This is a genomic window from Maledivibacter sp., assembly GCA_025210375.1.
Lineage (GTDB): Bacteria > Bacillota > Clostridia > Peptostreptococcales > Caminicellaceae > JAOASB01.
In genome coordinates this window covers 1-12,470 of sequence record JAOASB010000028.1, presented here as the reverse complement: position 1 = coordinate 12,470, position 12,470 = coordinate 1, and the positions used below count along the sequence as shown (strand labels likewise).

Annotated in this window: 9 protein-coding genes, 1 rRNA gene and 1 pseudogene; 8 read left to right on the top strand and 3 right to left on the bottom strand. The window is 33.1% G+C overall.

Annotated features, from left to right (window positions below):
* The 4 genes and pseudogenes from rrf to N4A68_09610 form a co-directional block, all read left to right on the top strand.
* Window positions 1-115 (top strand): 5S ribosomal RNA (gene rrf, locus N4A68_09625); the annotation flags it as partial.
* Window positions 116-355: 240 nt separating this feature from the next.
* Window positions 356-859 carry a thioredoxin family protein gene (locus N4A68_09620; protein MCT4564549.1) on the top strand — a complete coding sequence of 168 codons (504 nt, stop codon included), beginning with the start codon at window positions 356-358 and terminating at the stop codon, window positions 857-859.
* Between the two features lie 186 nt (window positions 860-1,045).
* Window positions 1,046-3,829: pseudogene (locus N4A68_09615) on the top strand (ribonucleoside reductase class II).
* Between the two features lie 132 nt (window positions 3,830-3,961).
* Complete coding sequence (locus tag N4A68_09610; protein ID MCT4564548.1) at window positions 3,962-4,534, top strand: TSCPD domain-containing protein; 573 nt, start codon at window positions 3,962-3,964, stop codon at window positions 4,532-4,534.
* A 357-nt stretch (window positions 4,535-4,891) separates the two neighbouring features.
* On the opposite strand, the gene N4A68_09605 is transcribed toward N4A68_09610, so the two are convergent.
* Window positions 4,892-5,857 carry an AraC family transcriptional regulator gene (locus N4A68_09605; GenBank protein ID MCT4564547.1) on the bottom strand — a complete coding sequence of 322 codons (966 nt, stop codon included), beginning with the start codon at window positions 5,855-5,857 and terminating at the stop codon, window positions 4,892-4,894.
* Window positions 5,858-6,039: 182 nt separating this feature from the next.
* On the opposite strand from N4A68_09605, the gene N4A68_09600 reads away from it, so the two are divergent.
* Genes N4A68_09600 through N4A68_09590 form a run of 3 tightly spaced genes read left to right on the top strand, consistent with a single transcriptional unit; the run spans window position 6,040 to window position 10,981 of the window.
* Window positions 6,040-7,824 carry an ABC transporter ATP-binding protein/permease gene (locus tag N4A68_09600; GenBank protein ID MCT4564546.1) on the top strand — a complete coding sequence of 595 codons (1,785 nt, stop codon included), beginning with the start codon at window positions 6,040-6,042 and terminating at the stop codon, window positions 7,822-7,824.
* On the top strand, window positions 7,821-9,590 hold the full coding sequence (locus tag N4A68_09595) for an ABC transporter ATP-binding protein/permease (protein ID MCT4564545.1): 1,770 nt from the start codon (window positions 7,821-7,823) through the stop codon (window positions 9,588-9,590). The genes N4A68_09600 and N4A68_09595 overlap by 4 nt, the downstream gene beginning before the upstream one ends.
* Window positions 9,591-9,640: 50 nt before the next feature.
* Window positions 9,641-10,981 carry an MATE family efflux transporter gene (locus N4A68_09590; GenBank protein MCT4564544.1) on the top strand — a complete coding sequence of 447 codons (1,341 nt, stop codon included), beginning with the start codon at window positions 9,641-9,643 and terminating at the stop codon, window positions 10,979-10,981.
* 182 nt (window positions 10,982-11,163) lie between these two features.
* Here the strand turns inward: N4A68_09590 and N4A68_09585 are convergent, their stop codons facing one another.
* Window positions 11,164-11,568 carry a hypothetical protein gene (locus N4A68_09585; GenBank protein ID MCT4564543.1) on the bottom strand — a complete coding sequence of 135 codons (405 nt, stop codon included), beginning with the start codon at window positions 11,566-11,568 and terminating at the stop codon, window positions 11,164-11,166.
* A complete protein-coding gene (locus N4A68_09580) occupies window positions 11,558-11,770 on the bottom strand; it encodes a helix-turn-helix transcriptional regulator (protein MCT4564542.1) in 213 nt (70 codons plus the stop codon). Before N4A68_09580 ends, N4A68_09585 begins: the two co-directional genes overlap by 11 nt.
* Before the next feature lie 410 nt (window positions 11,771-12,180).
* Between N4A68_09580 and N4A68_09575 the strand changes: the two genes are divergently transcribed.
* A partial coding sequence (locus N4A68_09575) for a hypothetical protein (protein MCT4564541.1) occupies window positions 12,181-12,470 on the top strand: 290 nt, incomplete at its 3' end.

Sequence of the window (12,470 nt, the reverse complement as noted above, 5' to 3'; positions counted from 1 at the left end):
CGGTGGCTATAGCGAAGGGGATACACCTGTTCCCATATCGAACACAGAAGTTAAGCCCTTCTGCGCCGATGGTACTTGGTGGGCAACTGCCTGGGAGAGTAGGTCGTCGCCGGTTAATTATTTAAAACCTGAAAGAAAAAAATTCTTTCAGGTTTTTTTAGTAATTATTAGCATTGAGCAAGAAAAACTATTGAAAACTAATACCTGTAATACATCTAAGAATTTCAGCATAAAATTGTATTATCAAAAAAAATTTTATATAATTATATTATTAAACCCTATAGGAAATTCAGACTGACTTGTATTTTTATACTTCCTATGAATAATCTGGGTTAAACAAAAAAGGGGGATAAAAATGGACATCAAAAAGTTATATGATAGTGGCATAGCTTACGAAGAATTTATGTCCCACGATGATGGAGCCTATCAAGATAAGATACTGGAAATTTATAATAACATAGAAATCGATGATACTTTGTTAGACAGAATAAACTCTATACATAAAGAGATTAATGTCTTAGTATTTGCAGAAATATGGTGCCCCGATTGTGTAATAAATTTACCTGCCCTTAAAAAAATTTGTGACCTCAATAAACATATAAATATGAAGATAGTTTCAAGAAAAGGTAACGAAGAATATTTAAATGATTTTAAAGTTGATGGTAAAGCTAAAATACCTACTTTTGTATTTTTAGATGTTGATTTTAAACCCGTAGGTACATTTATTGAAATTCCTCAAGTCATTGGAGAAATATTAGGTAAAGGGGATCAAGTTGACATTATAGTCGCTAAACGAAAGTACAAAAAAGGTGAATTCACAAAGGAAACAATAAAGGATATTCTCAAGATAATAGGTTGAAAAAGATGGTGCTTAGGTACCATCTTTTTTCTTCTAATATAGATAGTTTCTCAAAGAGAAATTTTATAAAGGTGGAAGAGCTTAGATGGTTCTAATTTTTTTCTTTGACTCTAAAAATATATGGTGATACAATATATAGTGTATCGCTAAGAAAAAAATACTAAATATAGATAAGGGTGGTGTAATATGCAGCTCACGGTAAACGCATTAACAGTACTTGAAAGAAGATATTTAGCTAGAGATGAAAAAGGAAATATAATGGAGTCGTCTGAAGATTTATTTCGGAGGGTAGCTCATCACATAGCATCGGCTGAAGAAAAGTATCCTTCATCGGAATCAATTAAAGATATTGAAGAAGAATTTTATAAAATGATGACAAACCTTGAATTTCTTCCAAATTCTCCAACACTAATGAATGCAGGAAGAGATTTAGGACAATTATCTGCTTGTTTTGTATTACCTGTAGAAGATTCAATGGAAGGCATATTTGAAGCAGTAAAAAATGCGGCACTAATACATAAGAGTGGTGGAGGAACTGGATTTAGCTTTACAAGGTTGAGAGGTAAAGGATCAACAGTGGCTTCAACTGGAGGTGTTGCATCGGGTCCAATAAGTTTTATGAAGGTATTTAATTCTGCCACTGAAGCTGTAAAACAAGGTGGCAAAAGAAGAGGGGCCAATATGGGTATCCTACGCATAGATCACCCGGATATATTGGAATTTATAAAATGTAAGGAAAATAGTACTGAATTAAACAATTTTAATATAAGTGTTGGATTAACAGAAGAATTCATGAAAGCAGTTGAAGAAAATCGCGAGTACGATCTTCTTGAACCTAGGACAAAACGAGCAGTAGGAAAACTAAATGCCAAGGAAATATTTGATACTATAGTTTCCATGGCTTGGACAAATGGAGAGCCAGGCATAGTATTTTTAGATAGAATTAATAGGGATAATATAGTACCAGAGATAGGTGAGATAGAAAGTACAAATCCGTGCTTACATCCTGAAACCTTTATATCCACTAAAAATGGGCTTGAAAAAATTAAAGATTTATATGAAAAGTATGAGAATAATTATATAGATATAATTACCGATAATCGAGTTGTAAATAGAAAAGTAAAATACAATGGACGAGAATATTATGAAAATGGAGTCACGTTGAGAAAAGCAAAAGTGTTTAAGACAGGTATAAAGAATACTTTGAGTATAAGATTAAATAATGGTCAGGAATTAAAAGTTACACCTGAGCATAAAATCTTTACTACAAAAGAATGGATTGCAGCAAAAGATTTACAGGTTGAAGATGAAATATTAGTTCAATCTGGAAAAGGATTTTTTCCTGAAAAAGATACTATTGGAGAAGATTTAGGATTATTTATAGGGTGGGTTACAGGAGATGGATGGCTCACATCCGACGAAAAAGTTATTGGAATGGTTTTTGCAAATGAAGAGAAATATATTATGGAGAAAATGCAAGAAATAGCTTATCTTAAAGATGGTGGTAATGGAATAGTCAATCAAAGAGAGAATAATACATGGCAATTACTATTCAAAAGAAAAGATTTTGTTAATTCAATTAAGCATTGTGGGATTCAAGCTAAAAAAGCTCATGAAAAGAGAGTTCCAGATCCAATTTTTACTGCATCTGAAAAGACAGTTGAGGCCTTTCTTAACGGCTTATTTAGCTCAGATGGTACTATTAATTATATAGATGAAAATCATAGAGATATAAGACTAACTTCAAGTTCTTTTAAGTTACTACAGGATGTACAACTATTATTGCTTAATTTAGGAATATACTCAAATATATATAGTAGATCTAAGGAACAACCTTCTAAGTTCAGATATATAACTAAAGAAGGAGAAGAGAGAGTATATGATACAAAACCCTATTTTGAATTGATTATTAATGGCAATGATATATGTAGGTTTAAAGATGTAATAGGGGATATGGTACATGTTGAGAAAAATAAAAAATTAGATAAAATTAATAGAGAGTCTAGGAAAAACACCAAGTATATAAGTAAGGTAGTAGAAATAATTGAAGAAAAGGAAAGTGAGGTCTATGATATTTCAGAACAAATTACCCATTCATTGATTGCTAATGGGATTGTTGTACATAATTGTGGTGAACAACCTCTATTGCCCTTTGAATCATGTAACCTTGGTTCTATAAACCTATCTAAAATGGTGAAACACGAAAATGAGAAAGCAAAAATTGACTATGATAGACTAGGTGAAGTGGTGGATTTAGCTGTTCGTTTCCTAGACAATGTTATAGAAGTAAATAAATATCCTTTAAAAGAAATAGAAGAAATGACGAAATCAAATAGAAAAATTGGATTAGGAGTAATGGGCTTTGCTGATATGCTTGTTGAGCTAGGAATAGGATATAACTCAGAGGCTGGTGTAAAGGTAGCAAAGGATGTCATGAAATTCATTGATGTTAGATCGAAGGAAAAATCCATTGACCTTGCTAGGGAGAGAGGCATATTCCCTAATCATGACAAAAGTATATTTAGACAAAGGGATGTAGAGCTTAGAAATGGAACCACAACAACTATAGCTCCAACGGGATCTATAAGTATCATAGCAGGAACTTCGAGTGGTATAGAGCCATTATTTGCACTATGCTACTATAGAAATGTAATGGATGATGACAAACTAATTGAAGTTAATCCGTTATTCAAAGAATATCTTAAGGCAGAAGGCATCTATTCAGAAGAGCTAATGGAAAAAGTGGCAGAAAAGGGAAGCATACATGATATAAAAGAGATTCCAGAGTACATAAAGAAAATTTTTGTTACAGCCCATGATATTTCACCGGAGTGGCATATCAAAATGCAAGCATCATTCCAAGAGCATGTTGATAATGCTGTTTCTAAAACAGTTAATTTTGAAAATCATGCTACTAAGGAGGAAGTTGCCGAGGTTTATATGCTCGCTTATAAATTGGGATGTAAAGGAATCACAATTTATAGGGATGGTAGTAGGGATGGGCAGGTATTAAATATAGGTAAATTGAAGGACAATAAGATTGAAGAAGCTGCTGCAACAGAAGTTAAAGGAATAATTCCAAGATCCAGACCAAAAACAACAATGGGGATTACTGAAAAAGTGAGAATAGGGTGTGGAAACCTATATATAACAGCTAATTACGATGAAAAGGGAATCTGTGAGGTATTCACCAACCTTGGTAGAGCAGGGGGTTGTCCAAGTCAAAGTGAAGCTACAAGTAGACTCATCTCTATAGCCCTACGTGCAGGCATAAGTGCTGAAGCTATTATAGAACAGCTTAAGGGCATAAGATGTCATTCTACTTTAATGCAAAGAGGCAAGGGTGACAAAGGAATAAACGTATTATCATGTCCCGATGCTATAGGTAAAGCCCTAGAAAAGGTCATGAATATGAACATACTAGAAGATGAGAAAAATGTTGGTGATATAGCCAGAGAAATTGAAAATGAAGAATCAAAATCCACAGATGATTGTGCTACTTGTACGCTTTCAGACACGTGTGACAATATCTACACAAATGAAATTTCCATGGGAATGGATGAATCATTAGAAGAAGGCAAAACAATGAGATACTGTCCAGAATGTGGAGCCAAGGTCGAACATGAAGGCGGTTGTGTGGTATGTAGGAGCTGTGGATATTCTAAGTGTGGGTAATTCCTGGACATATTGTTGAAAAAAATGTATATAAGAATAAGTTATGACAAAGCAGGTCATTTGATATGGCCTGTTTTTAATTGTGTAAATGTAAAGCAAGGGTACGGAGTTATTGCTTCCATCAAGACAATCTGTTACAACAAATAATGAGGCGTATATGTGGAAGCTATGTATATTGGTATAATCATAAGTATCAACCAATTGGTAATTAATTTTAGGATCGATATGAAAGTGAACCAGTAGAAACAGAATCCTATTTTTGAACAGTAATAAAGCAGTATATGGAAGCGATAACTCCGTACCCTATCTTCATTGTATCAATTTCTTGACACTTCAAAAAATATAATATTTACAAATTTATTTATCTAAAAAGAAAGCCTTTCTAAACTGACTAGGTGTCATTCCTACTCTTGATTTGAATACCTCCGAAAAGCTACTGTGACATGCATATCCTACTTGTTTTGCAACTAAACTAAGTGGTAGGTCTGTTGTTACCAGTAGTTTTTTTGCAGAATTAGTTCGCTGTTGTTGTATATAATAGGTTATAGTAATTCCTTCTTTTTCCTTAAATAGTTGATAAAGTTTGCTTTTACTCATATATGCTAATTGAACTAATTCTTCAATGCGTATATTTTCGTTAAAATGTTTATCTATATGTGCTTTAACAAGCTGTAATTTATTCAAGTCAGATATATTTGCTTGTATTTTTGAATCATTAAGGTTCAGGATCTCATGATAAGCAAGGATGGTTTCAATAATTCCTAAAATCTTATTTTCTAATATAAAATCTATATAATTACTACCATATGGAAGAGAAGAAATACTATTAATCAATTGGGTAAATTCAGGTGGTTCATTCCACGGAGTCAAAGTATTAGTCATTATCTTAGCAAATTCTTTAATACCTAAACCGGTAAGTGGTTCGATACGTTGGTGGTAATATTCTGGTAAAATGACAATATTTCTTAAATTAATATAATCACCTGGAACGACTCGTAATTCTACAATTGTTTCATCTCCATAAAGAGCTATACTTTGACGTCCAGATTCTATACTGCTACCGAACCAGTCTTTAGGGTTTGAAGCAGTGTAGTGTCCAATGCCAATACATTTAGGAGTGTAGTTCTTAGATGTGTAGGCTGTCTTGTATTGTGTATTGTTTGATGTAACAGCAAAACAATTATTAACTGGATATATACAATAATGTCCTTTTCCCAAATCTTTATCAAGACTAAAGTTATAGCCAGGCATATTACTCTTAATATGATGATATCCATTGTCTTTTAAAAAATTTTTATATACTTTATCAATAAATGTCTGCATTTACTCTCCTCCCCAAATATTGTGGCAATTATCTAAAATGTTGCGGCTATTATCCATAGTTATCTAGAATTGAAGTTTTTGTAAAAAGTTAATGTTATACTATGCTAATGATAATGTTTATCAATTAAATTATAACATGGTATCTGGGATATGTAAATTTAACTAGGAGGGGAGTAAATTTAATGGCAAAAAGTAAGGAAAATAATAAGGGGCTTTGGGCAATTATAAAACCTATTAATAATTATATGGCAGGTGCAATAGTTCTTGCGGTGATTCAAGGAATATTAATGATTTTAGGAAATATGCTATTAGCAAATATTATGGGCATTATTCTTGGTGGAGAACTTCAATTGTTTGGGTTAAGCTTGAACTTTAGGCAATCATTTTGGCTTTTAACCCTTGTAATTATAATCACATTTACTATCCGTTATTACAGCTTTATTGTCTCACATCTTGGTGCATTTAAACTTGAAACCATATTAAGAAAAGATCTCACAAGTCGTCTGGCGGATGTACCTTTAGGTTATGTGATTACAATAGGAACTGGGTCCTTAAAGAAAGTGCTTTTAGACGATGTTAAGAATCTTCACGTTTTTGTTGCTGACAGTATACCCTTGATAGGAAAAAGTGCTACAACACCTATTATATCTTTAATAGCTATGCTTACTATTGATTGGCGAATAGCTCTTGTAGCTGTAGGGGTACTCATTTTAGGCATGATCCTCATGTATGGAGCCACAAAAGATGATGCAAAGCATAGACAAAGATATGAACAAAGTCAGTCTGATATTAATAAGGCTGTTATAGAGTTTGTACAGGCGATGCCTGTTGTAAGAACATTTGATGATGGAAGTACTTCTTCTAAACGATATAATGTAGCTCTTGAAAGATACAGGCATTACACGAAAACTTGGATTAATCTCACAGCAATTCCTGGAAAGATTGCCTTGATTATTTTAAGTCCGTTACCAACAATATTAGCTGTCACAGGTGTAGGCATGTTACTTGTTTTTAGTAATGAACTTAGTTTGTCAGGTTTTATAGCGGCTATTATGGTTAGTACAGGTCTTGCAGAAGCCTTAATGCCACTAATGTGGTTTAATCAAGCCCTTAAGAAATCCCATGCATCGGCAGTGCGCATTCATGAAACAAATGACTTACCAATTCTTACAAAACCAAAAGTAGCAAAGGTTCCAAGTAGCTTTGATGTTACATTTAATAATGTTTCTTTTAGCTATAACAATAATCATATTCATGCACTAAAAAACATAAATTTTACAGTACCTGAAGAGACAACATCTGCACTTATTGGTCCAAGTGGAGCTGGAAAAAGTACAGTAGCTAGATTAATTCCAAGATTCTGGGATGTAACAGAGGGAAGCATTCGTATTGGGGGTATTGATATAAGAGATATGGACTCAAATATACTCATGGATACAGTTTCCTTTGTTTTTCAAGATGCTTTTCTTTTTAACGATACACTAGAGGAAAATATTCGTATTGCAAAAATACATGCCACAAAAATTCAAATTATTGAAGCTGCAAAGGCTGCTCAAATTCATGAATTTATTATGAGTTTACCTAATGGTTATGAAACAATGGCAGGTGATAGGGGTGTAAATCTGTCTGGAGGACAAAAACAAAGGATTACAATAGCAAGAGCGATCCTTAGGGATACGCCTATTATTGTTTTTGATGAAGCAACTGCATATGCGGACCCTGAAAATGAAGAAGAAATAGTTAAAGCACTATCTAATCTTATGAGACACAAGACGGTTATTGTTATTGCCCATAAGCTGTCAACAATTAAAGATGTACAGCAGATAATTGCTTTTGACAAAGGGAAGTTAACAGAATCCGGTACACACGATGAATTACTTGCCTTAGGTGGGACCTATGCTAACCTATGGAAAAACTATACATTGGCACAAAACTGGGATGTACATCATAAAGGAGGGGCGATATGAAAAATAGAACGTATACACCACTAAAGCAGCTTTATGGACTTACTATTAATGCAACTGGAGAGAAAAAGGACCTATTTGTAAGATCAATAAGATTATTTATTATTGCTTATATAGCACAGGGGATTGTATTTGCAATGTTTTATCCCCTTATAAAACAGATGTTTTCACCTAATTCTAACAAAAAACAGGTAACAATAATTTTCGGAGCTATGATAATAGCGGGAATAGTTTCGTTAATTGCAAAGTGGAAGGCTCATGACTTTGACTTTTCCGGTAATATTGTAGACATAGCCCATAATTTAAGGACGAGATTAGGTAAAAGTCTGAGAGAAATGCCTCTTGAAACATTAACTGCCTTTAAGACAGGAGAACTAAATTCTATATTCTCAAATAACGTAGAGGAATCAGTTGTAGCTATGGGTATAGTTACATCTATGATAATAGAGCTAATTTTTGTACCAATAACAGTTACTGCAATAACCATGTTTATAGATTGGCGATTAGCACTATTTATGATAGTCATGTTCCCACTTGCATTGCCTCTATATCATAAAATCAGAAATATAAATATTTCTGAAAAATCAGATTTTAGCAATGTAAATGCAGAATTAGAATCCCGTTTTATTGAATATGTACAGGGGCTACCGGTACTTAGAGCAGTGAACCGTACTGGTGCTAATGAAGAAAAACTACAATCTTCTATTGATAATGTAAGACGTATTCAGGCGTCTGGATTAAGTAAAACACAGCTTCCGTATGTTGCCTTAGGTCTTATGATCCAAGGGGTTCTTCTTCTGTTACTATTCTTTGGAGCATCTTTTGTTCTGGGAAATATATTGGAATTACTCATATTGGCGTCATGTCTACTAATTGTAGCTAGATTAGTTGAACCCATGTCCTTGTTTGTTTCTATTATCAATATATTTGAGATAACAGATATTGCACTAAATAATGTGAATGATATTTTGAACATTAAAGCTCTTGACACTTTGACACCAATAGAATGTTCTCAAGGTCATGAAATTCAGTTTGATAAAGTTGATTTCAGTTATTCAGGACAAAATTATAAAACTATTAAAAATGTTAGTTTTCATATAAGAGAAAAAAATATGACTGCCATTGTTGGTCACTCTGGGTGTGGAAAAACTACATTAACAAAGCTGCTTATGCGTTACGCAGATATTCAACATGGAAGTATTCGAATAGGTGGTGCGGATATTCGTCATATGTCTCAGGCAGAGTTAATGAAACATATTTCTGTTGTTTTCCAAGACGTTTATTTGTTTGATGATACGGTGATGAATAATATTCGTATGAATAATCCTAATGCTACGGATGAAGAAGTTTATGCCGCAGCTAAGGCCGCTCATTGTGATGATTTTATCGATAGACTTCAAGAAGGATATGATACAACAATTGGAGATATTGGTGGGACACTCTCCGGTGGGGAACGGCAAAGAATTAGTATTGCTAGAGCTATACTTAAGAAAGCCCCAATTGTTATACTTGATGAACCTACAGCGGCACTTGATACAGAAAGTGAAGTATCAGTTCAGCAAGCCATTGACAAATTGGTAGAATACAAAACGGTCATCATCATAGCACACAGATTATCAACTATCGTTGGAGCAGATCAGATTTTGGTCATGGACAACGGGGAAATTATCGAAAAAGGCAGACATCATGAACTAATGGCTCTCCAAGGAAAATACTATAAAATGTGGTCAGCCCAACAGAGGGTGAAACCCTGGTCAGTGATAGTGTAAGTACTTTATACTATCACAATAAAATAGAATATGAAAAGAGAGGATTGAAGATGAATAAAGAAAAAGAAATGATATTAGATGATAATTTGTGGAAAGTGTGTTTAAAGCTCTCGCTTCCCGCAGTTGTCGCAATGGTTTTATATGGGCTAAATGTAGTTTTTGATGCAATATTTATTGGTAGATTTGTTGGTGAGACTGCATTTGCGGGGGTGTCTGTTGTATATCCACTTACACAGATTCCCTTGGGATTAGGTTCCCTTGTAGGTGTTGGAGCAGGCTCATATCTAAGCATTTTACTTGGCGAAAATGATAAAAAGACGACAGCAAGATTGGTTGGTAATGCAAATACACTTATTCTGTTACTGACTGTAATCATGATGGCATTTGGCTTTATATTTCTGAACTCTTTACTAAGTATTATGGGAGCTGTTGGTGATGAGTTGGTTTATGGAAGTCAATATTTCAGGGTAACGCTTTACGGTACAATATTTTGGATTGGCGGTCTTGGTTACAATATGATTATAAGAGCTGAAGGCAAGATGAAAACTGCTGCAACTATGATGGGAATTGGCCTAGTAGTTAATATAATTGCCAACTATATTTTAATGGGTATATTTGATTTCGGTGTTCAAGGAGCAGCTTGGGGAACTAATATCTGTATGTTTGTAATTACACTACTTTTTATTAGCTATTGTAAAAGTGGGAAGGCAAGCTTTAATGTGAATGTATTTAAAATTTATAGAGATAAAGACATAATAAAAGAAATCATATCCCTTGGTATGCCTTCTTTTATTATGTGTATTATGACAGTCATTCAAGGTATTATCATAATGAAAGCTTTAAATACATATGGAACGACTTCAGACGTTGCATTCTATGGCATTGTATTTAGATTATTCAATTTATTCTTAACTCCAATTTATGGATTAATGAGAGCATTGCAACCAACTGTTGGTGTTAATTTTGGAGCTAAGCAATATGAGAGAGTTGTTAGTTCTTATAAAATATTTTCACTGGCTGCTTTGATTATAATGTTACCTTTATGGTTGATTTCTATGATTTTTTCAAATAGTGTTTTATCACTCATGTTACCAGATGTGATTTTTAGTAGTACACAATTGTTTGAATTTAGGATATTTATTACCATTGCACCTTTGCTTTGTATTGTTCTTACGGCAATGACCTTTTGGCCAGCAATTAAGAAGCCAAAACCTGCTATGGTTTTTGGTATTGGGCGTCAGTTGTTTTTGTATATTCCCCTTATGATTGTACTCCCTATGTTTTTTGGCATTGTGTCCATATATGTTGGATCCTTTGTGATAGATTTGATTCTAACAATCATCATAGTTTTTATGCTTAAGAAGGAATTTAATATTCTACGGAGTATGTAAGTCTAAATCACAATAGAAAGTGTTTAGGGGACGGAGTTATTGACAACATTGTTCTAAAAATATAACAGTGTCAACAATTCTGTTCTCCTAGTTTAGCCCCTTGATTAAAAGTGGATTTGCTCTTAATATCATTGATTCATTCATTCATATTTAAGAAAATACATGGTAACTGTAATTTCAAATTAGATTCTATTTTCATAATAATTTTTTATAACAGGTGTTATAATCAGCCTTATTATCATTAAAGAAAGTATAATCATTTGTCCTACAAGTGGAATTTCTAATGATTTTGCTATAGTAAATGCAATGACAGTCGAAAACCCCATGATATAATTTATGGTTTCACCAGACTTTGCATTAACGAGAATTGTACGTTCATCGTAAAAGTCAATCATATTTCTGCTGATACCTTTATCAGTAGCGGTATCCTTTTTATTTTTCAGATGCAATTCAATGGATATTCCAATTAAGGCAATACCTAATCCCCCCAAAATAAAACTGAGTTCTTCGTCATATATCCAATCAAATAGTAACAGGGATATTCCAATAATAATTGTGATAATATTTCTCAAGTCTTTACTCTTCATCTTCATTTCTCTCCTCAAAAATAAATAAATTTTCAATACTAACATGAAATACCTGTGCTATTCTATAGGCTAAAAGTACAGATGGATTGTATTGTCCTTTTTCCAAGGATATAATAGTTCTTGATGAAACGGAAACTAAATCAGCCAATTGTTGCTGTGTCATATTAGCATTGTTCCTAAAATCCTTAATACGATTTGTCATTTAGTCACCTCGTTATTTTGTAACCCTAAAAGAATTTAAACAGTAATATGAAGTAAACTTTATGTGAAGTTAACTTCATATTACCACTATATAATTATTCAGTCAATAGAGTAAATTGCATAATTACCTTACTACAAAAACTGTCTACTATATATAGCTTAAGAATCCTCAAAGCTATACCACCAAATATGCTATATCTTAAATATTCAAATTAAGGATGATATTCGCATATGCAATTGTACCAAGTAAGAGTTATGCAATTTCCTCGAGGAATAATTTTTTGTAATAAAAACACTAAATAAAAGGTAACTTGTATAGAATTTGTTGAGAATTTGTTGAGAATAAAATGATATAATATTTTGTCTAAATATGTAAGATTATACAGAAAAATAGATAGGAGAGAAAAGATTATGACAGAGATAAAAAAACCAAAACTATGCATTAAAAAATTTATTTCAATACTTCTGGTTATGTGTCTGGTCATGACAATGCCAGTAGGACTTTCAACGCAAAAAGTTTATGGGGCGACAGATGAAAATCATTTTACTACGAGTGATAAACAAGAAGCAGAAGAGAATGTCAAAGAAGAAGCAGAAGAGAATGTCAAAGAAGAAGCAGAAGAGAATGTCAAAGAAGAAGCAGAAGAGAATGTCAAAGAAGAAGCAGAAGAGAATGTCAAAGAAGAAGCAGAAGAGAATGT

What these genes read in the sequence shown, in the direction of transcription:
- N4A68_09620 (MCT4564549.1), top strand. Translation starts at nt 356, where the DNA reads ATGGACATCAAAAAGTTATATGATAGTGGCATAGCTTACGAAGAATTT.
- N4A68_09610 (MCT4564548.1), top strand. Translation starts at nt 3,962, where the DNA reads ATGGGGATTACTGAAAAAGTGAGAATAGGGTGTGGAAACCTATATATA.
- N4A68_09605 (MCT4564547.1), bottom strand. Translation starts at nt 5,857, where the DNA reads ATGCAGACATTTATTGATAAAGTATATAAAAATTTTTTAAAAGACAAT.
- N4A68_09600 (MCT4564546.1), top strand. Translation starts at nt 6,040, where the DNA reads ATGGCAAAAAGTAAGGAAAATAATAAGGGGCTTTGGGCAATTATAAAA.
- N4A68_09595 (MCT4564545.1), top strand. Translation starts at nt 7,821, where the DNA reads ATGAAAAATAGAACGTATACACCACTAAAGCAGCTTTATGGACTTACT.
- N4A68_09590 (MCT4564544.1), top strand. Translation starts at nt 9,641, where the DNA reads ATGAATAAAGAAAAAGAAATGATATTAGATGATAATTTGTGGAAAGTG.
- N4A68_09585 (MCT4564543.1), bottom strand. Translation starts at nt 11,568, where the DNA reads ATGAAGAGTAAAGACTTGAGAAATATTATCACAATTATTATTGGAATA.
- N4A68_09580 (MCT4564542.1), bottom strand. Translation starts at nt 11,770, where the DNA reads ATGACAAATCGTATTAAGGATTTTAGGAACAATGCTAATATGACACAG.